Raw genomic sequence first — 21,686 nt, forward strand, 5'->3', positions numbered from 1 at the left:
GTTCTAAACATATTCCCAAACATCACTTTTGCGCATAACCGCTAGCTGGTATCGTGCCGCCCTCCCTGAATGGGTGCGCGGCCGTGCGCGCGATAAGCTGTAGACAGCCCTGAGAACAGGACATCCCATGTACGTTTACGACCAGTACGACCAACACATCATCGAGGATCGCGTTCGCCAGTTTCGCGATCAAACCCGTCGCTTTCTGGCGGGTGAACTCGGTGGCGAGGAATTCCGCCCCCTGCGCCTGCAGAACGGCCTGTACATTCAACGCTATGCGCCCATGTTGCGTATCGCGGTGCCCTATGGGCTGCTGTCTTCGACCCAGGTGCGCAAGCTGGCTGAAATTGCCCGCAAGTACGACAAGGGCTACGCCCACATCAGTACCCGGACCAATGTGCAGTTCAACTGGCCGGAACTCGAAGATGTCCCTGAGATTCTCGCCGAGCTGGCAACGGTGCAGATGCATGCGATCCAGACCAGCGGCAATTGCATCCGCAATACCACTACCGACCAGTTTGCCGGTGTAGCCAAAGACGAGCTGATCGACCCACGCCCCTGGTGCGAGATCATTCGCCAATGGTCGACCTTCCATCCGGAATTCGCTTTCCTGCCGCGTAAGTTCAAGATTGCCGTGAACGGAGCCGCGAGCGACCGCGCCGCCATCGAAGTGCACGATATCGGCCTCGAAGCAGTGAACAACGAGGCTGGTGAGCTGGGCTTCCGCGTGTCGGTCGGGGGTGGTTTGGGCCGCACGCCGATCGTGGGCAGCTTCATCAACGAATTCCTTCCCTGGCAGCATCTGCTGACCTACCTCGACGCCATCCTGCGTGTGTACAACCGCTATGGCCGTCGCGACAACAAGTTCAAGGCGCGCATCAAGATTCTGGTCAAGGCGCTCACGCCGGAGGTCTTCGCCGAGCGCGTCGAGGCCGAGTGGTCCCATCTCAAAGATGGCCCTAGCACGCTGACCGAAGCCGAAGTCGAGCGCGTCAGCAAATTTTTCGTCGACCCGGCCTACAAGCCTCTGGAAGATCAAAGCGCCGCGCTCGCTCAACTCGATACCGAGCATCCCGGTTTCGCCCGCTGGCGCCAGCGTAACGTGGTGGCACACAAGAAGCCCGGTTACGCAGCCGTCACCCTATCGCTCAAGAGCACCGGAGTGGCTCCAGGCGATGTGACCGATAAGCAGCTCGATACCATCGCCGATTTGGCCGATCGCTACAGCTTCGGTGAAGTGCGCAACTCCCACGAACAAAATATGATCCTCGCAGATGTCGAACAGTCGCGGCTGTTCGAGTTGTGGAGCGAGCTGCGCGAACTGGGCGTCGCCACCCCGAATATCGGCCTGCTGACCGATATCATCTGCTGCCCTGGCGGCGATTTCTGCTCGCTGGCCAATGCCAAGTCGATTCCGATCGCCGAAGCCATCCAGCGCCGTTTCGATGATATGGACTACCTGTTCGACATCGGCGACATCGATCTGAACATCTCCGGCTGCATGAACGCATGTGGACATCACCATGTGGGTCACATCGGCATTCTTGGCGTGGACAAGAAAGGCGCCGAGTTCTACCAGGTCTCCCTCGGCGGCAGTTCCGGCCGCAATGCGAGCCTCGGCCAGATACTTGGCCCGTCCTTCGCTCAGGACGTTATGCCCGACGTGATCGAAAAGATCATCGGCGTCTATGTGGAGCAACGTACAGAAGATGAACAGTTCCTCGACACCTTCCGCCGTATCGGCATCGACCCCTTCAAGGAGCGCGTCTATGCAGCGAATCATTAAGGACGGCCAGGTCATCGACGAAACCTGGCATCTGCTACCCAAGGACGTAACGCTTGATGGTCTGTCCAATTGTGACGATCTGATCGTGCCGTTCCAGCTATGGCTCGATCATGCTCATGCATTGAAAGCTCGCGACGGCGGTCTCGGGGTTTGGCTGGACGCCGACGAAGCCGTGGAAGAAATCGCCGACGACCTTGAGCATTTCCAAGTCATCGCACTGAACTTCCCTGCCTTTACCGATGGTCGCCACTACTCCAGCGCTCGCCTGCTGCGCGAGCGTTACGGCTACAAAGGCGAGATCCGAGCCATAGGCGATGTGCTGCGCGATCAACTGTTTTATATGCGTCGTTGCGGTTTCGACGCCTTCGCGGTGCGCGCTGACCGCGACCCCTATGAGGCGCTGGAAGGTTTGAAGGATTTCTCCGTCACCTACCAATCGGCCGTCGATGAACCGTTGCCCTTGTTTCGCCGCCGACAAGGCTGAATCCACGCTCGTGCTGCAATAAAAAAACCGCCTTTCGGCGGTTTTTTATTGATACATCCAGAAGTTGGGGTGCTCGACCTGAAGGGCCTCGGTCGGCTGCTTCTTGCCGAATGCTTCGATGATCTTCTCTGCCAGTGCTTTCATGACCCATTCCTGTTGCGTTGGAGTGGCGCTAGCTTCGCTCACTCGATCAACGCAACAAAATCGGTTTTAGCTATGTCATCAATAGCCGGTTAACCGAAGGGGCCACACAGTCAGTCAAGCCGCACAAGTACTCGACCGGCCTGCTGCCCCGCCAGGATTCGCTCGATAGCTGCAGGCAACTCCTCCAACGAAATCTCCTGCACCAGATCATCCAGATTCGGCAATTTCCACTGCACGGACAGTCTGTCCCACATCGACGCTTTGACGACCAGCGGGATTTCCACCGAGTCGACTCCAAGCAGATTCACGCCGCGCAGAATGAAGGGCATGACGTTGGCCTGAAAATTCGTCCCGGCAGTCAGACCGCAACAGGCGACACTGGCGCCACGCCGCAACGATTTGACGACGTTGAAAAGAATTTCGCCACCGACGGTGTCGACCGCGCCGGCCCATTGCTCTTTGAACAGAGGTTTCTCCGCCCCCGCCTGAAGCACACCACGCTCAATGACCTGCGCGGCGCCAAGCCGGGTTAGGAAATCGACTTGATCGGCCTTACCGGTCACCGCAGCGACGCTGTAACCAAGACGGGACAGCAAGGCCACCGCAATGCTGCCGACTCCACCCGTAGCACCGGTCACCAAAACTGGCGCATCGGTTGTTGGCTCAAGGCCCGCCAACTCGAGCTTGTCTACGCAGAGTGCCGCAGTCAGCCCTGCCGTTCCAAGCGCCATGGCCTCGCGCAAGGAAAGCCCGGCAGGGCGCTTGATTACCCACGCCGACGGCACGCGAATGAACTGACCGAAACCGCCCGCCGTATTCATTCCAAGGTCATATCCGGTAACGATGACCTCATCGCCCTTGGAAAACTCCGGGACGCTCGATTCGGCAACTGTGCCGGCCGCATCAATGCCCGGTGTGTGCGGAAAGCTTCGGGTAACGCCGCGGTTGCCGCTGGCCGACAACGCATCCTTGTAGTTCAGCGATGAGTAGCTAACGCGAATCAACACCTCACCCACAGGGAGTTCGTCGATGACTCTCTCGACGACACGTGTTTCGAAACGGCCATCGGCATGTTCGCTGGTTTGCAGTGCTTTGAAGCTACCCATCAGTTGCTCCTTATTGCCAGAATCGCTGTTCGTTGAGACGTGTCCAGCCCTTCAGCAAGCCGTGCTCCAAGGTGGCACTCGCCGCCATGCCGAATCGCTCTGGAAGACTTTTTTTCTCCGCATAGTGCAGCTGGAACAGATCCGCCTCGCGGGCGCGAGCAGCCAGATACTCATCGCTCGTCTTCAATTCATCAACGAGCTGCTTGCCAAGAGCGGCGATACCCAGCCAGACCTCACCAGTGGCAACATCGTCGATAGACAGCTGCTGGCGATAGCGGGCGACGAAGTTCTTGAACAGCTCGTGCGTAGTTTCCAGATCGTCTTGGAATTTCTCCCGTCCCTTATCGGTATTTTCACCAAAGATCGTCAGGGTACGCTTGTATTCACCTGCGGTGAGCACCTCGACATCGACATCATGCTTCTTCAGCAATCGATGGACATTGGGCAGCTGCGCTACGACCCCAATGGAGCCGAGAATTGCAAAAGGTGCGCTGAGGATCTTCTGGCCGATACACGCCATCATGTATCCGCCGCTCGCTGCAACTTTGTCGACACACACCGTCAACGGCACACCTGCATCACGGATGCGCACCAGCTGCGAGGCAGCGAGTCCGTACCCGTGGACCATGCCGCCGCCACTTTCCAGACGAAGGACCACTTCGTCCTGTGGCGTGGCCAAGGTCAGCAGTGCAGTGATTTCATGCCGCAGGTTGTCGACGGCCGACGCCTTGATGTCGCCGTCGAAGTCGAGCACGAACACCCGTGGGCGGGTTTCCGGCTTTTTCTTCGCCAGCTTGGCTGCCTTGGCTTCACGCTTGCGCTGCAGTTTGAGTTGATCCTTATCGATCAGCGATTGTTCGAGACGCTCACGCATCGATTTATAGAAGTCGTTAAGTTTATGGACTTCCAGATGGCCACCCGTCTGCTTGCTCCTTCCGCGCCGCAGTGTGGCGAGCGCAGCTAGCACTACCAGCACAGCCGCCACTAGCGTGACGGTCTTAATCAGAAAGCTTGCATAGTCAGCAAGAAATTCCACATATCCTCCTCGGATCACCTACGGTTGCCAGCGGGACACGGCATGGCGTAAAGCGCTCAAGCATACCGATTGCATAGACACCTGAGCCAGCGGAAGCCGATTCAAACAAACGTATGATTTATCGTTGACACTCCTAATCGATCCCCCTACCCTCGCGAAAAACAGGGTCCTGGAGCTGAACATGGGCAGTATTTACCTGATCAGGCATGGTCAGGCGTCATTCGGCGCGGAAAACTACGATGTCCTGTCGCCGCTTGGCTTTCGACAGTCAGCAGCCCTGGGAGATTACTTGGAGCAATTAGGTGTTCGTTTCGACCGCTGCGTGAGCGGAGAGTTGAGCCGGCAGCAAGATACCGCTCGGGCCACCCTGGCGCGGATGACCACTCATGATCTAGATGAATGTCCCATCGAAATCGATTCAGCGTTCAATGAGTTTCACGCTGACGAGGTGATTCGTGCTCACATGGCCGATCTGTTGGCCGTTGAGCCTGACGCGATGCAGATATTCAGCAATGCTGCCAGTCACCGTGCCGAGTTCCAGCGACTGTTCAGTTACGTGATTCATCGATGGGTTTCTGGCGAGCATGAAAAAGCAGGGCTGGAAAGCTGGCAGAGCTTTATCGACCGTGTCCAAAACGGATTGAACCGTTTGCTCGATCAGGCGAACAAAAAGGATCACATCGCCGTTTTCACGTCTGGCGGGACCATCACCGCACTGCTTCAACTGATCATCGGCGTGCCGCCCATCAAGGCGTTCGAATTGAACTGGCAGATCGTCAACACCTCGCTCAGCTGCCTGAAGTTTCGCGACAACGACGTAGCGCTGGCTTCGTTCAACAGCCATGTGCATCTGGAACTGCTGAAGAATCCGGAGCTCGTCACCTATCGATAAGCTCCAACCCGACTGCAGCCCGAGGCTGCAATTTCCACGATAAAAAAGGACATATCCGATGAGCAACGTCGACGACACCATCCAGGGCATGAAAGCCAAGTTCAACCCCAGCGCTGCAGCCGGTCTGGACCTGGTTTTCCAGTTCAATATCACCGACGCGGAAAACTACTATCTGGTCGTTAAGGATGGCACCTGTGACTTTCACAAAGGCGAGTCCGCCGATGCCAACGTTACGCTGATCATGGACAGCGAAACCATGCAGGGCGTCATCAGTGGCGAAACCGACGGCATGCAGGCGTTCATGGCAGGCAAGCTGCGCGCCGAGGGCGACATGATGCTCGCGCTGAAGCTGAGCGAGCTGTTCCCGGCCTAATTTGCCGAGATGTGACGCAAAGGCCGAAGTTTTGCGACTTCGGCTTTTTTGTGCGCTTTTTTAGTGACGTTCAAGCATCAAGCATCTTGATTACATAGCAACACCCCGACCAATAAAGACCGTCTTTGCTTGGTGCTGTCATGGGCGCCCATTAGATTACAGGTGCTGGATGGTCAGCTGGCGTTGCGGAGCACAGCCGCCATGAACCTGCTCATCAAGGCATCGATTACAAGAAAGGGACAAGCATGGCGCTAACAGATCAGACCAGCCGCATCCGTGAAGGTGAAGAACTGCCCGCTGCAGTCATCGATCAATACCTCAAAGCCCATATTTCGGGACTGGAAGGCAGCCCGAACATTTCGCAATTTCCGGGTGGCGCGTCCAACCTGACCTACCTCCTGGAGTATCCTCGGCAGGAATTCGTGCTACGTCGCCCACCGTTTGGCCACAGAGCCAAGTCCGCACACGACATGGGCCGCGAATACCGAATCCTCAATCAGCTCAACGCGGGCTTTCCTTACTGCCCGAAAGCCTACGTCCACTGCACTGACGAGGCGCTTATCGGTGCCGAGTTCTATGTCATGGAGCGCGTCCAGGGCATCATCCTGCGTGAAGACATGCCGGCTGAACTCGGATTTACGCCAGAACAGACGACCGCGCTGTGCAAGAGCTTCATCGACAAGTTCGTCGAGCTGCACAACGTGGACTACAGCGCCTGCGGCCTTGGCGACTTGGGCAAGCCCGAAGGCTACGTGCAGCGTCAGATTACCGGCTGGATCGATCGTTACGAGCGGGCCGCCACACCGGATGCCCCTGGTTGGGAACCGATCAAAACCTGGCTGCGCGACAAGATGCCTGCTGACCACCACAAGCCCGGTATCGTGCACAACGACTACCGCTTCGACAATGTCATCCTCAACCCGGAGAACCCGATGGAGATCATCGGCGTGCTGGACTGGGAAATGACCACCATTGGTGACCCGCTGATGGATCTGGGCAATACGCTTGCCTATTGGATAGAAGCGACAGATCCGCCGCCTATGCAACTGATCCGCAAACAGCCCAGCAATGCTCCAGGCATGCTAACGCGCCAGGAGTTCGTCGATTACTACGCCGAGCGTGCCGGCATTCATATCGATAACTTCGACTACTACTACACCTACGGCCTGTTTCGTCTAGCGGCTATCGTGCAACAAATTTACTACCGCTACTTCCACGGCCAGACCCAGGATCAGCGGTTCGCTAAATTCGTTCAAATGAACGCCCTGCTCGAACAAGTAAGCCTGCAGGTCATCCATAAATCGAAGCTGTAATACAGCTCACCAAGAGGAATACAGTTCATGAGCAAAACCACCCTGTTCGACCTGGATGGCAAGATCGCTTTCGTCTCTGGCGCTAGCCGCGGCATCGGCGAGGCCATCGCTAAACTGCTGGCCCAGCAAGGCGCCCATGTCATTGTTTCCAGTCGCAAAATCGAAGGCTGTCAGGCTGTCGCGGATGCAATCGTCGCAGCTGGTGGCAAAGCGACGCCGGTTGCCTGCCACATCGGTGAGCTGGAACAGATTCAAACGGTATTCGCTCAGATTCGCGAGCAATTCGGTCGGCTGGACATCCTGGTCAATAACGCAGCGACCAACCCACAGTTCTGCCACATTCTCGATACCGACGTTTCAGCTTTTCAGAAAACTGTCGATGTGAACATCCGTGGATATTTTTTCATGTCCGTCGAGGCCGGCAAGCTGATGCGTGCAAATGGTGGCGGCAGCATCATCAACGTCGCCTCCATCAATGGCGTGACGCCAGGCAACTTCCAGGGCATCTATTCAGTCACCAAAGCTGCGGTGATCAATATGACCAAGGCGTTCGCCAAGGAATGCGCACCGCAAGGCATTCGGTGTAACGCGCTGCTGCCGGGCCTGACCGACACCAAGTTCGCCTCGGCGCTGGTCAAGAACGACTCGATCCGTGAAGAAGCGCTGCGTCATATCCCGCTGAATCGCGTCGCCGACCCGAGTGAAATGGCCGGCGCCGTGCTGTATCTGGCCAGCGACGCATCGAGCTACACCACAGGCCTGTCGCTCAACGTGGACGGTGGCTACCTCGCCTAACGGGTCTGAAACAAAGAAGGGAACCTCAGGGTTCCCTTTCTTCACTAGCTGAAATCTTCGCCGTTACCAGTCTTTCATCGCCTGTTCCGCTGCCGCGTTTGCCGGTTTCGCCAACAGACCCGTGGGTGCCATCTCAACCGTGTAGGTAGCGCCGTCGGCGATCGGTAGAAAGCTCACCCGTCGGGGCTGGGCCTCGAGGACCAGCGGTGCGCACTGACAGCGCTGCAGCCAAGCCCAGAAGTCGACCCCAGCCTGGCTCCGTCCGAGCGCCACATGAGGGTGGCGAGCCTGATCCTGCTGTTCGACGGCGAGGTAGCGACCAGAAAGCTTCTCCAGCCGATAGCCCGATTTCAAACCGATCAGCGTTGCCAGACCTTTCCAATGAAGTGCACGCAGGTCGAGTTGCCAAAGATCACCCTCCAGCGTGACAAAACGGATCTGCTGCCCCTCCTCCACCTTTACTTGATAGCGCTGCTGGCCATCGGCCTGAAACGACAAGGACGCCAACGGTGCCCCCTGCTCCAGCGGCTGATAAGTGGTGACGTCCCAGGCGATCAAGCCAATCAGACCACCCAGCGCGAGGACCAGCATACCGACGGTGCCTCGCAGCCACCCCAACAGCCAGCGGCCGCCGACCAGCATACGCACCGCTATCAGCGCAGTGATCAGCGCAAGCAACGCGACAACCACTGCAAGCCCCAGATATTGCATCGCCACATTCCCGAAAATTTGACGGCACATTATCGACAGGGTCACGCAGCGCAGCCAGCAGCAGATGGGGACACTGACTACGAGTCGACATTCTGCTTTGTTGCGTCCTAACGATACGGTGAAACGACGTTTATTAGTTCGCGATTGGCTTGCGGCAACGCAAGCGGCATCATGCGCCGCCTGTCTTCACCAATTTGCTCATGAGTGACGCCGCATGCCAATGTTTGAATTCGCCACAGACCCGCTGGTACTGGCCGCTCTGATGGCCGTTGCCTTCTTTGCGGGTTTTATCGATGCGATCGCTGGGGGTGGTGGTCTCCTGACCCTACCCGCATTACTCACGGCCGGCTTACCGCCACATCTGGTTCTCGGCACCAACAAACTGTGCGCGACCTTCGGCTCGGCCACGGCAAGCTTCACGTTTTATCGCCGTAAGCTCTTCGATCCCGGGCAATGGCGATTCGCACTCATGGCTACAGCCGTAGGCGCAGCATTAGGCGCAGGACTGGCGCACTGGATTCCCGCCCGCTGGCTTAATCAAATGCTGCCCTTGGTGGTCTTCGCCTGTGGGTTGTACCTGCTGTTCGGTCGGGTGCCGACCACACCACGAGAAGATTCAGCGCCGATCGGCAAACGCCGACAATGGCCGCAGGGGCTGACGCTGGGTTTCTACGATGGCGTGGCCGGCCCCGGCACCGGCGCCTTCTGGACCGTCAGCAACATGCTGATCTACCCACTGGATCTGCTAAAAGCGAGCGGCGTGGCGCGCAGCATGAACTTCGTCAGCAACGGTGTTGCGCTTGCCGTATTCGTGATCAGTGGCCAGGTTGCCTGGGCATTGGGGATCGGCATGGGGCTCGCATTGATGATTGGCGCCTACCTAGGGGCACGCACAGCGATCCAAGGTGGATCGAAGTTCATTCGACCGATCTTTATTTCGGTCGTGCTGGCATTGAGCCTGAGATTAGCTTGGCAGCACTGGTTCGGGGCGGCCTGAACGTCGAGCCACATACAAGTCGATCAAGTAGCGGGCAATGGATTTTGGCGCTGGTAGTGCCGGCAGATCGTGGATCGAGAACCAGCCGGCATCTTCGATCTCCTCAGGCTGCATGACGACCTCTCCCGACGCATATTCCGCGTGGAAGCCAAGCATCAACGAGTGCGGAAACGGCCAGCCCTGGCTGCAGATGTAGCGAGGCTCCTGGATCGAAACACCGACTTCCTCATGCACCTCTCGCCGGACGCACTGCTCGACCGACTCGCCAGGCTCAACGAAGCCCGCCAGCGTGCTGTATACACCCGGCGCGAAGCGCGGTGAACGCGCCAGCAGCAATTCATCGCCACGAGTCACCAGAACGATCATGCTCGGAGATATACGCGGGTAATGATGAATGCCGCAACTCTCGCACTGCATTGCCCGCTCTGTCGGATGCTGACGCATCGGGTTGCCACAGCTTCCGCAGAAGCGATGATGATTGGCCCAGGTGCCGATCTGTGCGGCGAAGCCGAGCATACGGAACCTGTCGACATCATTGTCCTGCATCATGAACTGACGCAAGCCCTGCCAGGCTGCACCAGGCACTTCGGCAGGGTGAGCCAGCTCCAACAGAAACACCGGGTCGCCGTCGAAGTAACCCAAGCCCTGTTCACTTATCACAGGTAATTCAAGCCGCTTGAGCCAGCCTCTCGGAAACAGCACACCGTTGGCATCGAAAAGAAAACCCTGCTGACAATGCACGACCGCCCACCCGCCTTCGTTCGCGGGATCGAGCAGTGCAGGCTGCCAGCGCAGGCTCATCAGGCAGCCACCGGAAGACCCAATGCGCGAACGCTCTCGGACGCAATATCCAGCACGCTGGCGCGAGAGTCGTCGCGCCGCAGTATTGCGCCACCGTCGAGGTAGTACTCGAGGCTGGTCAAGGCATCGGCAAGGGTTTCGAGCATCTGCTCTGGAGGCATCTGCACGCCTTCGAGCATCTGCTTCTGAATGAAGTCGGCACAAGCACCGATCAGCTCGGCCGCCCGATCTTGCTCAAGGAAACGCAACCCGCCACGAACCGCCATCAAGCTGAACGGGACGTTAGCCAGATGCAGCTTTTCCCCATTGGACTCCAGATAGGCTGTGATAGCGCGCTTGGCCAACGCCAGGCCCGCGGTCGCTTCGCCGATCACAACAATGCAGGCCTCGGTGAGCTGATGATTGGCGAAGGCTTCAGCTTCCTGGCCCGGTTGGGCAATTGGAGGCCGCGAATCACGGCGCTCGCCGCGCTCCAGGCTTGCCACCATGCTTTCGACATAGAGCACCGCGTCGGCCAGCTTCAGCAGCGCCTGGGAGTCCGGGGCCTGTTCGGCGCTCCAGCCGGCGACCGTGGCAAGCTGAGCGTGCAAGGTACTCGAAGCGGAAGACAGCCCCACCATACCCAGGGTCTTCGCCAGCTTCCCCAACAGACTGTGCAGGTTGGCGTACGATTCGCTCGGAGCCGTCTGCCTTTCGATGAGGTCCAGCAGATCCTTGAGGCTCGCCAGTTCTTCACGAATCGCCGATGACAGCGAACGCATCACTGCCTGACCGGGACCAGCGAGGCGCTGGGACTCGTCCTCGAGCAGATGATCGGTAAAGGGCAGCGGACCAAGCGAGAACGTCTCGCGAACCTGAGTCGCCATGGGCCCGCTGCTTTCCGCCAACGCAACCAGATACAGCAATTCCTTGAGCAGGACACGCGGCGGCTCGTAGGCCGTATTGATGCTGAGTTGTCGAAGCTCACGGTCGAGCCGGGAAAACAGTTGCTTGCGTGACTGACGCGGCAGCAGCTGGCCATCCAGCTGGGCCTCCAACGCCGCACTGCCCAACCAGCATAGGCGGCCAGCAGGAGTATTGGCGAACAGCAGATCCAATCGACTGAGGGCTCGCGCCATGAGCTTGAGGCTCGCGGCAGCATTATCTTCACGAATGAAACCCAGCAGACCGACCTGATACATCTGTCGTAAGCGTCGTGCTTCGGTCATCCGCGCGGCAGGCTCTCGCACTGCCGCCACCACTGGTGGTCGCGCATGATCGAGTCGGGCACTGAAGAAGAAACTCTCGGGTAACGGGGACTGTGCACTGACGAGCCGCAGCGCGTTGATCGGCGGCAGGAGCAGTTCCGGCATTTCCTGACGGCTGGCATCAACACTTTCAAGATAGCGCCCGAGCACATACAGGGCATTGCTCAGCGCTGCCAGCTGAGTATCCCGTTCTTCGCCTGCGCCAACCGGAATATCGGTGGCGAGCTGGAGTATTTCCTGCGCCAGCAACTCGGCCCCGGTCAATTCGATGAGATTGAGTGTCCCCCGAACCTGCTTGAGATTTTCCACGGCCTGTTGCAGCAGACTTCCGTTGTTCCGATCAATGATGAAATGCTCGAGGCTCTGCTCGGCTTCCTCCATGGTTGCGAATAGTTCATCGCGGACCAGGCTGAGTGAAGTAGCTCCGGTAACCATGCCTAGCGCGCCTCCCGCGCAACGTTTAGATGATGCATCAGTCGGCGAAATCCGGTTTCTGTTTGCTCATATGGGCAGCCATGGCCACCTTGAGGTCTGCCGACTGAAGCATTGCAGCATTCCAGGTGGCAATGTACTCGAGACCGTCATCGACGCGGTGATCGCGCATATAGCGGATCATTTCCTTGGTGCCGCGAATCGCCACCGGCGACTTCGCAGCGATATCAGCTGCCAGAGCGAACACCGCGGCCATCAGCTTCGGCTGATCAGGATAGGCTCGATTCACCAATCCTATGGCCTGCGCTTCCTGGCCTTCAACGGTGCGTCCGGTATAAGCCAACTCTCGCATCATTCCATCGCCGATGATTCGCGGCAGCCGTTGCAGTGTTCCGACATCAGCGGCCATGCCCATGTCGATTTCCTTGATGGAGAATTGCGCGTCGAGCGTGCTGTAGCGCATGTCGCAAGCAGTGATCAGATCGATCGCACCGCCTATGCAATATCCTTGGATGGCTGCGATAACCGGCTTGCGGCAGTTGTCCACGGCATTGAACGACGCTTGCAGCTTGAGAATCTGACGGCGCAGGCGCTCGGCGTTGCGTCCGACATCATTCCCCATCTGGCTTGCGGCTTGCGCTAACAACTGCAGATCGATACCGGCCGAAAAATGTTTACCCTCGCCTGAAAGCACCACTACACGGACATCGTCCGTATCGTCGATCCACTCGAAAATATCGACAATCTCACTCCAGAACGCAGCGTTCATGGCATTGACCTTGTCAGGTCGATTGATCGCTACATGGGCGATCTTGTCCTTCAACTCCACACGGAAGGCTTGGTACTCAGTCACGCTATCATCCTCGACAGCCGAGGCACTCATGTGCCTTAAACAGGTTGGACAGGCCCTTCGCAGGGACTGTTCTCAGCCGAACAACTATAACAACAGCCGGGTGAAAGTCGATGCGGGACGTTGTGAAGCAGCCCACGCCCTTGCACATCATCGGCTTTGACATCTCGCGATAGCAGGTCAATACCAAGTATTGCCTATTCCTCAAGGATGCAATCGACCGTATACCGCGTTCCCCCAGCATGCTCTTCGTGCTGCAGCCCATGCACGTCGGCGTCGAATCCGGGGAAGCGGGCGGCGAAGCGTTGGGCGAAAGCAAGGTAGTCGAGTATTGAGCGCGTTTCGGGAGTAAACCGCTCGCCCGGCATGATCAGGGGAATACCTGGCGGGTACGGCACCAACATTACCGCGGCAATACGGCCCTCCAGCGCTTCGATGGGTACAGCTTCGACCTCTCCCCGAACCAGCTTGTCATAGGCATCGGCCGGTTTTATCGCCAGCGCCGGCAGCGCCGTATACATCCGCCGCATGGCTTTTGCGGTGGCGTTGTCGCGGTAGCACTCGTGCAAGGAGTCACACAGGTCGCGCAACCCCATCCCGGCGTACTGGCTGCCGCCGGTCTGCCCGACGGTGGGCAACGCGTCGCATAACGGGACGTTATCGTCGTAGTGCCTTTTGAACTCCAGTAACTCGGTCAGCAACGTGCTCCATTTGCCCTTGGTGATGCCCATGGAAAACAGCACCAGAATCGAATAAAGACCAGTCTTTTCGACGACCAGCCCCCGCTCCCAGAGAAACTTGCTGACAACCGCTGCGGGGATGCCCCGCTCACTCAGCCTACCGCCAGCAGTGAGGCCAGGTGTGACCAGCGTGACCTTGATGGGGTCAAGCAATACGTAGTCATCCGCCACATCACCGAAACCATGCCAGTCCGCTTCCGGCTGCAGCAGCCAGTCAGCGGTAACCAGTTCGTCCGCGCCATCCGCCGCGGTGGGTTGCCAGATACTGAACCACCAATCGTCCGGCGCCAGATGCTGACGGAGATTGGCCAGTGCACGACGGAAACTTAGCGCCTCGTCGAAGGTTTCCTGTATCAACGAACGCCCGGCGGGGCCTTCCATCATCGCCGAAGCCACATCGAGCGAGGCAAGAATGCCGTACTGCGGCGACGTCGAGATATGCATCATGAACGCTTCGTTGAAGCGATCCCGATCCAACTGTCGCTGCTGACTGTCGAGCACATGGATCATCGAGGCCTGGCTGAAGGCCGCCAATACCTTGTGCGTCGAATGCGTGGTGAACACCAGCGGCCCCTGCTCGCGCGTATCCATCCCATAGCGGCCATCGTAGAACTCGTGAAAGGCCGCATAGGCATACCAGGCCTCATCGAAGTGCAAAACATCGACACTGTTGCCCAGGGTGCGCTTGATCAGATTGGCGTTATAACAGAGCCCGTCGTAAGTGGAATTGGTGACGACGGCCAGTCTGACTCGTGGCGGTCTCCCGCGCGCTAGCGGGTTGGCATCGATCTTGGCCTGAATCGATTCCGGGGAAAACTCCTCGAGAGGAATCGGACCGATAATGCCGAGCTCGTTGCGCGAAGGCGTCAGGTAGAGCGGAATCGCCCCGGTCATGATGATCGAATGCAGTATCGATTTGTGGCAGTTGCGGTCCACCAGGACCAGGTCATCCCGCGCCACCATCGAGTGCCAGACGATCTTGTTCGCGGTCGACGTTCCGTTGATGACGAAAAAAGTATGGTCCGCACCGAAATTGCGCGCCGCCCGAGCTTCGGCTGCGGCCAGCGGCCCCGTGTGGTCGAGCAGCGAGCCGAGCTCCGGCACCGAGACCGACAGATCGGAACGCAGGGTGTTCTCGCCGAAGAATTGATGGAAAGCCTGGCCGACCGGGCTCTTGCGAAACGCAACGCCACCGCCATGACCCGGTGTGTGCCACGAGTAGTTGGAATCGCCGGTGTGCTGAACCAGTGCGCGGAAGAACGGAGGCAGCAAGCCGTCCAGATAGCTCCGGGCGGCCCGCGCGACTTGTCGTGCAAGGAACGGAACAGTGTCTTCGAACAGGTAGAGCAGCCCGCGCAGCTCGTTCAGGTCTGCCATCGCTTCGGCCGGGGCATTCTCGATAGTGATCTGCTCACCAAGCGCGAAGATCGGCAATTGTGGCGCGCGCCGCCGTGCGACGCGAATAAGTCCCACCACGTCCTGCAGCAGCCGCTGATTCTCACCGGCACCCTCGGCAGCGACCAGAATACAGGCGAGTCCGTGGTGCGTAGAAGCGACGATGCGACCTTCGGCAGCGCTACCCGTGGGAAGAATATGGAAGCCGTCCCGTTCGAGCTCGGCAGCGATCTCGCGGACACGCTCGCCGGCGACGGTATCGGCTTTGATATCGCGGTGAACGATGAGGATGGGAAACTTGAGGTCTTTATACATGGGTGCTTCCTGAAGGCATACTCCCCCCAGCGTAGAAGGTCCGCCCTCAAGCACCAAGCGTGAAATGCGATGGCGCCGAGTCGACGCGACAATAGGCGCGTCAGACAGCGCCGACGGATCAGGCCGGCAAGGCTTCAGTCTCGATCTCAGAGGATTGTTCCAGCTGCACCCAGAGCGGCGCCGCACCCGCAGCCTTTTCGATCGCTTGCATGCGTGCCGCATGCGCGGCGACTTCTTCGGCACTGGCGCGAATGACCAGCGTGCCGGGACGATCAGCCGGCAACCGGCGGATTGGCGTTGCCTGCTGCCGACCGCCGTTTTCAGACTCGGCGCCCTCACCTGCCAGGGACAGATTGGTCTGCCCGCCGGTCATGGTCAGGTAGACGTCGGCGAGAATCTCGGCGTCGAGCAGCGCGCCGTGCAGGTCGCGACCGGAGTTGTCCACGCCATAGCGTTTGCAAAGCGCATCGAGGCTGTTGCGCTGACCCGGATGGCGCTCGCGCGCCATTAACAATGTATCGAGAACGCTACAGTGGTCGCTCAGCTCGGCACGGTCCTGCTGCCCGAGCAGGGCGAACTCGTTATTGATGAAGCCAACGTCGAACGCTGCGTTATGAATGATAAGTTGCGCGCCTTTGATGAAATCGAAGAACTCATCGGCGACATCCTTGAACCTGGGCTTATCGGTCAAGAACTCATTGGTAATACCGTGAACGGCGATGGCACCCTCGTCCACCTCACGGTCCGGCTGAAGGTACACGTGATAATGCCGCCCAGTGAGGCGTCGGCCGATGACTTCGACACAGCCGATCTCGATGATCCGGTGCCCATCGGTCACCGGCATGCCAGTGGTTTCGGTGTCCAGCACTACGCTACGCATGTTTCAACTCACTCAAGCGGTTTGTCGTTTGGCCTGTACTACGCCGCGATTGGCCAGCAGATCGGCGCGTTCGTTTCCCGGGTGGCCGGTATGCCCGCGCACCCATTGCCAGCTCACTTGATGGCGATTGACTTGCTCATCGAGCTGGCGCCACAGATCGGCGTTCTTTACCGGCTGCTTGGCAGCGGTTTTCCAACCCCGTTTCTTCCAGTTGGGCATCCAGTCGTTGATGCCTTGCATGACGTACTGGGAGTCGGTCACCAGCTTGACCCGGCAAGGCCTTTTCAGCTCTTCCAGTGCACGGATAGCTGCCATCAGCTCCATTCGATTATTGGTGGTTTCCGCTTCGCCGCCCCACAGCTCGCGCTCAACGCCCTTGTAAACAAGCAGCGCACCCCAACCACCGGGACCCGGATTACCCTTGCAGGCGCCATCCGTGTATATCTCGACCGTTTCATCACTCATGAAGGATTATTTGCCTAATTTTACTGTTCGGCATCACGGCGACTGACCTTTGCCACAGGCATTGGCAGCAGCTGGCCCATACGCTCGCGACGGCTCTGTCGCAGAGGTCGCAGGCCCACCATCAGCTTTCGCGCCACCAGCAGATAGAAACCGCCGGTCGGCATCTGCAGTCGCTGGCCGACGATGTCCAGGCCGGACAATCGTGTCTGCCACTGACCCGAGGAAAGCGGCGGACAATAGCATCCGAACCGACGTTTCTCCAGCGCGAATCCAAGCAGGTTCAACCAGTCCCCGACGCGTGTGGAACGGATGCAGCGAGCGCGACGAAAGGCCTTGCGTGATACCAGGCGCGTCGCTCCCCAAGCACTCCACGGATTGACTCCAACGATCAACAAGTGCCCGCCCGGCCTGACGCTACGCGCCGCCTCGCGCAGCAAAGCGTGTGGCGACAGACTGAAATCAAGGCCGTGCTGAACCACCACGACGTCGGCGGCGTGCTCACCGATCGGCCAGCTCTGCTCTTCGCAAACGATCTCGACGCCCGCCAACGGTGGCCCCAATCGCACACTACGCTTGATCTTCTGCGGCTCGATTGGCGTATTGGCGAACGGTCCGTAATGCACCAGGTAGCTGCCGAAGCAACGCGACAATTCCTGACTGATCACCCACTCTTCCTGCTGCAACAGCTGTCGACCCGTTGGGCTATCGAACCAGGCACTCGCCTCGTTCATCAGCGACAGCCAATCTTCATCCGACTTGGTACAAGACTCACTCATGGCTAGCCTCCATTCATCGGCTGGGTCGGTCAGATCGGAGCTACCGGCCGGTTCAACTTTCCGATATCGCTGTTAGGATGCGCTTTTGCTAATGACTTGGCGACCCGTACATATGTTGAAGATAGAAGCTCTGCCGGCCTTCACTGACAACTACATATGGATGCTGCTGGATCCTCAAAGCCGCCTTTGCGCGGCGGTGGACCCAGGTGAATCGGGCCCCGTCCAGCGCTGGCTGGATGCCCGTCCCGACTGGCGCCTGACCGATATTCTGATCACCCACCACCACCACGATCACGTTGGCGGCGTGCAACAACTCAAGGCCACGCATGGGGCGAAGGTCCATGGGCCGGCTGCAGAGAATATTCCTGGCAAGGACAATGCGCTGGCTGATGGGCAGCGTATCCGCGTCCTCGACCAGGAGCTGGAGGTGATCGAAGTGCCCGGGCATACCAGCGGCCACATCGCCTATTTTCACGACAACGCAAAGGAGCCATGGCTATTGAGCGGCGACACTTTGTTCGCCGCAGGCTGCGGCCGCCTTTTCGAGGGCACCGCAGCCCAGATGTTCAACTCTCTGCAACGACTGGCGGCGCTGCCCGCGTCCACCCGGGTGTACTGCGCTCATGAATACACACTGAGCAATCTGCGATTTGCCCAGGCAGTGGAGCCGGACAACCAGGAAATCGCAGGGCGCATCGAACAGGTCATTCGTTGGCGTGAGGCAAAACGCATTACCCTTCCCACTGACATGCGCATCGAACAGGCTACCAACCCGTTCCTGCGCAGCACCGAACCCACCGTCGCGGCTGCAGCAAGTCGCCATGCCGGCCGTCAATTAACCACGCCAGAAAGCGTATTCACGGCATTGCGCACCTGGAAAGACAGCTTCTGACTAAGTCGACCAGTCTCCAAAAACCAAGGCACCGGGTTGACCCACCGGAACGGCATTCCTACACTCCCTCGAATTTTGCGCTAGGGAAACCTTCAGCCAATGCCGTCTGACTCATCAAATAGCCCTCATCCGGACGCCTTGGCAGCCTCCGGCCGGGCCCTGGCGCTGGCCATCTGTCTCGTTATCACCGGCTGCCAAAGCACCGGTTCGCGCACCTCGCCAGACCGCGAAGCTCAAACACGACCTGAACCTCAGGTCCAGGACACACTGTGGCTCACGGACGTGAAAACCGCCGCGCCGACCCACTCGGACGTCTGGGATCGCATGCGGCAGGGCTTCAAACTGCAGGATTATCTGGACAGCAACCCTCGCATCGAGCAACAGCGCCTGCTTTTCTCAAGTCGCCCACAGTCCATCGAGGCGGCCAGCGAGCGAGGTAGCCCTTACATTCACTATATCGTCGAGCAATTGGAAGAGCGGGATATGCCGCTCGAGCTGGCGCTACTGCCTATAATCGAGAGTTCCTACAACCCCTTTGCCTATTCTCCAGCCCAGGCGGTAGGCCTATGGCAATTCATTCCTTCGACCGGTCGCCACTTTAATCTGCAACAAACCAGCTGGTACGACGGCAGGCGCGACATCACCGCCTCTACCACCGCCGCATTACGCTATCTGACCTACCTGCACGGCTTGTTCAATGACGACTGGCTACTGGCGCTGGCAGCTTATAACGCGGGCGAAGGAACCGTCAGCCGGGCCATCGAGCGCAACCAGAAGCTCGGCTTGCCGACCGACTACTGGAACCTGCCTCTGCCCCGCGAAACGCGCGACTACGTACCCAAGCTGCTGGCGCTCTCGCAGATGGTGCAAAGCCCCGAAGCATATGGCCTCAACCTGACTCCGATCGCCAACGAGCCCTATTTCGAAGTGGTCGCGCTGAAACAACGCATGGATCTCGCCAGGGTCGCCAAAATGGCGGATCTCGAAGAAGACGAAATCTATCAGTTGAACCCCGCGTTCACCCGTCGCATTACGCTGGACGGCCCACAACATCTGCTCGTTCCAAGCGCTAAGGCCGAGATGTTCGCCGCCAATCTAGCAATGATGAAACCGCAAGATCTGGTTGATTGGCAGCAATACAAGGTCCGCCCGGGCGACACGCTTGGCGCAATCGCCAACAGGCACCGCCTATCGGTCAACATCATTCGTGATATCAATCGTCTTCGAGGCGATCGCTTGCAGATCGGGCAGGTCCTGAGCATCCCGCAGTCGGCCGGAACGGGACAATCTCGCGAACTCCTGCATGCCGTAGCGCGGAGCCAACCGGCACCGCGCAGCTATCGGGTCCGCAAGGGTGACAATCTCTGGGATATCGCCAAGACCCAAAAAGTCTCGGTTCATGATCTGCAGCGCTGGAACAACCTTTCAGGCAGCAACATCAAGGTAGGTCAAGCACTGTTTTTACAGGCTGCCGGCGGCAACCAACGGGCTAACCCGAGGCCGACCTATTACAAGGTCAAGAAAGGTGACTCACTTTACGAGATCGCCAAGCGTTTCAATGTCCAGATCAATCACCTGAAAACCTGGAATCCCAGGGACAGCGCGCTGCTCAAGCCAGGCCAGACCCTCACACTGTATATCCCCCAGTAATTCGCCTGGGCAAGGCGCCCCCTTAGCGCCTGCCCAGCGCATCGAGACAACGCCCGGCCAGCTGTGTGAATCGCTGGAAAGCAACGAACTGCTCATGCTTCAGCGCGCGACCGGATATCCGATTGTCAGCGTAGAGCACACCGATCTCGCGCGCGCCCGCCATCAACGGCGCAATGAAAAACATTCCTTTACCCAACTGCTGGCGAAGCGGCAAGGTCACCATTTCCTCAAGGTTATAGCTAGCTGGCACCCCCATCCATAGCGGCTGGCGTTGACGAAGCACGTAGCTGAAAATGTGCGATTGACCCGATGGATCGACAGGCAAGACGAAGGTGTCAAGCCAGGATTGGGTATGCTCCCCCGCAACGCGCTTGGCGCGGAACGCAGTTTGGTGATCGGCCAGAACAGTCAGCATCACGCGCTCCAGCCCTGCTCCTTGATGCAGCCCCTTGAGCAACGCATCGAGAATCAGCCCGACGTCACCGCGACTCGCGGCCATCATTCCAAGGTCCTGCATGGCCTGTTGCATCAGCAACAGATTCGGTTGCAAAAGGCTAGCTGCGCGTTGCGCCTGTTGCAGCTGCACTTGCTCAGGATCGGTTGACGGAATCAGCTTGCACAGCCGGCTGGCCCCGAACGTCGCCGCCACGTTGACGGCTTCATCCGCGCTGGCAAGGACCTGTTGCATCGCGTCTGCTTCAGATATACCACTGAACTCGGCGAGCTCCTTGACCAGGCCTTCCATCTCCGGACACCCCCAACCGTTCAAGGCTGCCGAACCAATGCGAACACCCAGGCTGACCGCGTGCACCGCGGGGTCACGCAGATTCGCCGATCCGTGAGCAAAACTGGCGAGTTCACCGATATTCCAACTTTTAATCAGCCCCAGGTTCAGCTGGCGAAAACTGGTGCCAAGCACTCGCTCGACAGCCTGATCATGATCCGCATCACTAGCCGCGAGAGCCTCACCAAGCTCGTCGGCCTGCTTGCCACCGCAGCCCCAGAAGGCAAGTTCACCCACTTCATGAAGCAGTGCTGCAATGAAAACTTCCTCCTCGTGCTTCGTCAGTACGTAACCGGCGATATTGCGTGCTTGCACGGCAGCGTGAAACGAGCGTGCCAGCAGTTCCTGCAATTGTTGGCGCGGCGCGCGATCGAGCAGGCCATCGATCAGGCTGACCGAAAGACTGATCAAGCGAACATTGTCGAAGCCGATCATGACGATGGCACGCGAGATGGTCTTGATGGTTTCCTGAGACGGATTGTAGTAACTGCTATTGCCGACACGAAGCACCTTGGAGGTCAGCGCAGCGTCGCGCAATAGCACGTCCGCGAGCTGCTGCACGGACGCATGTTCCTGCTCCGTGAGGCGCTGCAGATCCTGCACGACCGCCGCCAGCGCGGGCAGCTCAGACTGGTTCAAGCGGTCTATCCAAGACTGCAGGCCATAGCTCGTTTCACTCAAAATCTGCGACCTCACCCTGTGACCGGGCGGCTAGTAAGGAAAGGCAGTTTGCCCAGATAGTCGGCCTTTTTCCAGCGGATACAAGCTGTTACTGTACTCCGCCGAAAAGACCGAAAGCGCCATGGATCGGATTCACCGTTT

At 58.6% G+C, this 21,686-nt stretch carries 20 protein-coding genes; 9 read left to right on the forward strand and 11 right to left on the reverse strand.

Features of this window, described 5'->3' with window-relative positions; translation table 11 throughout:
* The first annotated feature begins 127 nt into the window (after positions 1 to 127).
* Together ACL0K2_RS02880 and ACL0K2_RS02885 are read left to right on the forward strand one after the other, a co-directional pair.
* A complete protein-coding gene (locus ACL0K2_RS02880; protein WP_239610325.1) occupies positions 128 to 1,786 on the forward strand; it encodes a nitrite/sulfite reductase in 1,659 nt (552 codons plus the stop codon).
* Positions 1,770 to 2,270 (forward strand): DUF934 domain-containing protein, encoded by a 501-nt coding sequence (locus ACL0K2_RS02885; protein WP_045162353.1) that lies wholly within the window; start codon positions 1,770 to 1,772, stop codon positions 2,268 to 2,270. Before ACL0K2_RS02880 ends, ACL0K2_RS02885 begins: the two co-directional genes overlap by 17 nt.
* 254 nt (positions 2,271 to 2,524) lie before the next feature.
* On the opposite strand, the gene ACL0K2_RS02890 is transcribed toward ACL0K2_RS02885, so the two are convergent.
* Both ACL0K2_RS02890 and sohB read right to left on the reverse strand, forming a co-directional pair.
* Positions 2,525 to 3,520: a YhdH/YhfP family quinone oxidoreductase gene (locus ACL0K2_RS02890; RefSeq protein WP_045162354.1), complete on the reverse strand. Its 996-nt coding sequence runs from the start codon at positions 3,518 to 3,520 to the stop codon at positions 2,525 to 2,527.
* Between the two features lie 10 nt (positions 3,521 to 3,530).
* Complete coding sequence (gene sohB, locus ACL0K2_RS02895) at positions 3,531 to 4,556, reverse strand: protease SohB (protein ID WP_045162355.1); 1,026 nt, start codon at positions 4,554 to 4,556, stop codon at positions 3,531 to 3,533.
* A 181-nt stretch (positions 4,557 to 4,737) separates the two neighbouring features.
* Between sohB and ACL0K2_RS02900 the strand changes: the two genes are divergently transcribed.
* From ACL0K2_RS02900 to ACL0K2_RS02915, 4 genes are all read left to right on the forward strand, one after another.
* Positions 4,738 to 5,448: a histidine phosphatase family protein gene (locus ACL0K2_RS02900; RefSeq protein WP_413043741.1), complete on the forward strand. Its 711-nt coding sequence runs from the start codon at positions 4,738 to 4,740 to the stop codon at positions 5,446 to 5,448.
* A gap of 58 nt (positions 5,449 to 5,506) precedes the next feature.
* Positions 5,507 to 5,821, forward strand: coding sequence for an SCP2 sterol-binding domain-containing protein (locus ACL0K2_RS02905; protein WP_025241974.1), 315 nt, complete (start codon positions 5,507 to 5,509; stop codon positions 5,819 to 5,821).
* Positions 5,822 to 6,066: 245 nt separating this feature from the next.
* Positions 6,067 to 7,134 (forward strand): phosphotransferase family protein, encoded by a 1,068-nt coding sequence (locus ACL0K2_RS02910; protein WP_239610321.1) that lies wholly within the window; start codon positions 6,067 to 6,069, stop codon positions 7,132 to 7,134.
* A gap of 18 nt (positions 7,135 to 7,152) precedes the next feature.
* Positions 7,153 to 7,929, forward strand: coding sequence for an SDR family oxidoreductase (locus ACL0K2_RS02915; RefSeq protein ID WP_268988819.1), 777 nt, complete (start codon positions 7,153 to 7,155; stop codon positions 7,927 to 7,929).
* 63 nt (positions 7,930 to 7,992) lie between these two features.
* Here the strand turns inward: ACL0K2_RS02915 and ACL0K2_RS02920 are convergent, their stop codons facing one another.
* Positions 7,993 to 8,640, reverse strand: a complete 648-nt coding sequence (locus tag ACL0K2_RS02920) for a hypothetical protein (protein WP_045162359.1) — start codon at positions 8,638 to 8,640, stop codon at positions 7,993 to 7,995.
* Between the two features lie 214 nt (positions 8,641 to 8,854).
* Between ACL0K2_RS02920 and ACL0K2_RS02925 the strand changes: the two genes are divergently transcribed.
* A complete protein-coding gene (locus ACL0K2_RS02925; RefSeq protein ID WP_413043742.1) occupies positions 8,855 to 9,637 on the forward strand; it encodes a TSUP family transporter in 783 nt (260 codons plus the stop codon).
* On the opposite strand, the gene nudC is transcribed toward ACL0K2_RS02925, so the two are convergent.
* From nudC to ACL0K2_RS02960, 7 genes are all read right to left on the reverse strand, one after another.
* Positions 9,605 to 10,438: an NAD(+) diphosphatase gene (nudC, locus tag ACL0K2_RS02930; RefSeq protein ID WP_413043743.1), complete on the reverse strand. Its 834-nt coding sequence runs from the start codon at positions 10,436 to 10,438 to the stop codon at positions 9,605 to 9,607. The two genes, ACL0K2_RS02925 and nudC, sit on opposite strands and share 33 nt — an antisense overlap.
* A complete protein-coding gene (locus ACL0K2_RS02935; protein WP_045162362.1) occupies positions 10,438 to 12,120 on the reverse strand; it encodes a hypothetical protein in 1,683 nt (560 codons plus the stop codon). Before ACL0K2_RS02935 ends, nudC begins: the two co-directional genes overlap by 1 nt.
* Before the next feature lie 37 nt (positions 12,121 to 12,157).
* Positions 12,158 to 12,970, reverse strand: coding sequence for a crotonase/enoyl-CoA hydratase family protein (locus ACL0K2_RS02940; RefSeq protein ID WP_413043744.1), 813 nt, complete (start codon positions 12,968 to 12,970; stop codon positions 12,158 to 12,160).
* A 194-nt stretch (positions 12,971 to 13,164) separates the two neighbouring features.
* Positions 13,165 to 15,417: an Orn/Lys/Arg decarboxylase N-terminal domain-containing protein gene (locus ACL0K2_RS02945; protein WP_045162363.1), complete on the reverse strand. Its 2,253-nt coding sequence runs from the start codon at positions 15,415 to 15,417 to the stop codon at positions 13,165 to 13,167.
* 118 nt (positions 15,418 to 15,535) lie between these two features.
* Positions 15,536 to 16,297 carry a DNA polymerase III subunit epsilon gene (gene dnaQ / locus ACL0K2_RS02950; protein ID WP_045162364.1) on the reverse strand — a complete coding sequence of 254 codons (762 nt, stop codon included), beginning with the start codon at positions 16,295 to 16,297 and terminating at the stop codon, positions 15,536 to 15,538.
* Between the two features lie 12 nt (positions 16,298 to 16,309).
* Positions 16,310 to 16,762, reverse strand: coding sequence for a ribonuclease HI (rnhA, locus tag ACL0K2_RS02955; protein ID WP_239610319.1), 453 nt, complete (start codon positions 16,760 to 16,762; stop codon positions 16,310 to 16,312).
* Between the two features lie 20 nt (positions 16,763 to 16,782).
* Complete coding sequence (locus ACL0K2_RS02960; protein ID WP_045162366.1) at positions 16,783 to 17,538, reverse strand: class I SAM-dependent methyltransferase; 756 nt, start codon at positions 17,536 to 17,538, stop codon at positions 16,783 to 16,785.
* Between the two features lie 112 nt (positions 17,539 to 17,650).
* Between ACL0K2_RS02960 and gloB the strand changes: the two genes are divergently transcribed.
* Positions 17,651 to 18,430, forward strand: a complete 780-nt coding sequence (gene gloB, locus ACL0K2_RS02965) for a hydroxyacylglutathione hydrolase (protein ID WP_045162367.1) — start codon at positions 17,651 to 17,653, stop codon at positions 18,428 to 18,430.
* Positions 18,431 to 18,529: 99 nt separating this feature from the next.
* The gene (locus tag ACL0K2_RS02970; protein WP_080890607.1) at positions 18,530 to 20,080 is read left to right on the forward strand and encodes a LysM peptidoglycan-binding domain-containing protein; all 1,551 of its coding nucleotides are present in this window, start codon (positions 18,530 to 18,532) and stop codon (positions 20,078 to 20,080) included.
* Positions 20,081 to 20,102: 22 nt separating this feature from the next.
* Here ACL0K2_RS02970 and ACL0K2_RS02975 read toward each other — a convergent pair whose 3' ends face one another.
* Positions 20,103 to 21,545, reverse strand: a complete 1,443-nt coding sequence (locus ACL0K2_RS02975; protein ID WP_413043745.1) for an HDOD domain-containing protein — start codon at positions 21,543 to 21,545, stop codon at positions 20,103 to 20,105.
* Positions 21,546 to 21,686: the final 141 nt, after the last annotated feature.

The sequence above is a fragment of the Pseudomonas sp. YJ42 genome (genome assembly GCF_047225135.1).
GTDB lineage: Bacteria > Pseudomonadota > Gammaproteobacteria > Pseudomonadales > Pseudomonadaceae > Stutzerimonas > Stutzerimonas stutzeri_E.

Bases quoted from the DNA above. Each gene is read 5' to 3' on its own strand.
- ACL0K2_RS02880 (WP_239610325.1), top strand. From the start codon at position 128: ATGTACGTTTACGACCAGTACGACCAACACATCATCGAGGATCGCGTT.
- ACL0K2_RS02885 (WP_045162353.1), top strand. From the start codon at position 1,770: ATGCAGCGAATCATTAAGGACGGCCAGGTCATCGACGAAACCTGGCAT.
- ACL0K2_RS02890 (WP_045162354.1), bottom strand. From the start codon at position 3,520: ATGGGTAGCTTCAAAGCACTGCAAACCAGCGAACATGCCGATGGCCGT.
- ACL0K2_RS02900 (WP_413043741.1), top strand. From the start codon at position 4,738: ATGGGCAGTATTTACCTGATCAGGCATGGTCAGGCGTCATTCGGCGCG.
- ACL0K2_RS02905 (WP_025241974.1), top strand. From the start codon at position 5,507: ATGAGCAACGTCGACGACACCATCCAGGGCATGAAAGCCAAGTTCAAC.
- ACL0K2_RS02910 (WP_239610321.1), top strand. From the start codon at position 6,067: ATGGCGCTAACAGATCAGACCAGCCGCATCCGTGAAGGTGAAGAACTG.
- ACL0K2_RS02920 (WP_045162359.1), bottom strand. From the start codon at position 8,640: ATGCAATATCTGGGGCTTGCAGTGGTTGTCGCGTTGCTTGCGCTGATC.
- ACL0K2_RS02925 (WP_413043742.1), top strand. From the start codon at position 8,855: ATGCCAATGTTTGAATTCGCCACAGACCCGCTGGTACTGGCCGCTCTG.
- nudC (WP_413043743.1), bottom strand. From the start codon at position 10,438: ATGAGCCTGCGCTGGCAGCCTGCACTGCTCGATCCCGCGAACGAAGGC.
- ACL0K2_RS02935 (WP_045162362.1), bottom strand. From the start codon at position 12,120: ATGGTTACCGGAGCTACTTCACTCAGCCTGGTCCGCGATGAACTATTC.
- ACL0K2_RS02945 (WP_045162363.1), bottom strand. From the start codon at position 15,417: ATGTATAAAGACCTCAAGTTTCCCATCCTCATCGTTCACCGCGATATC.
- dnaQ (WP_045162364.1), bottom strand. From the start codon at position 16,297: ATGCGTAGCGTAGTGCTGGACACCGAAACCACTGGCATGCCGGTGACC.
- rnhA (WP_239610319.1), bottom strand. From the start codon at position 16,762: ATGAGTGATGAAACGGTCGAGATATACACGGATGGCGCCTGCAAGGGT.
- ACL0K2_RS02960 (WP_045162366.1), bottom strand. From the start codon at position 17,538: ATGAGTGAGTCTTGTACCAAGTCGGATGAAGATTGGCTGTCGCTGATG.
- gloB (WP_045162367.1), top strand. From the start codon at position 17,651: ATGTTGAAGATAGAAGCTCTGCCGGCCTTCACTGACAACTACATATGG.
- ACL0K2_RS02970 (WP_080890607.1), top strand. From the start codon at position 18,530: ATGCCGTCTGACTCATCAAATAGCCCTCATCCGGACGCCTTGGCAGCC.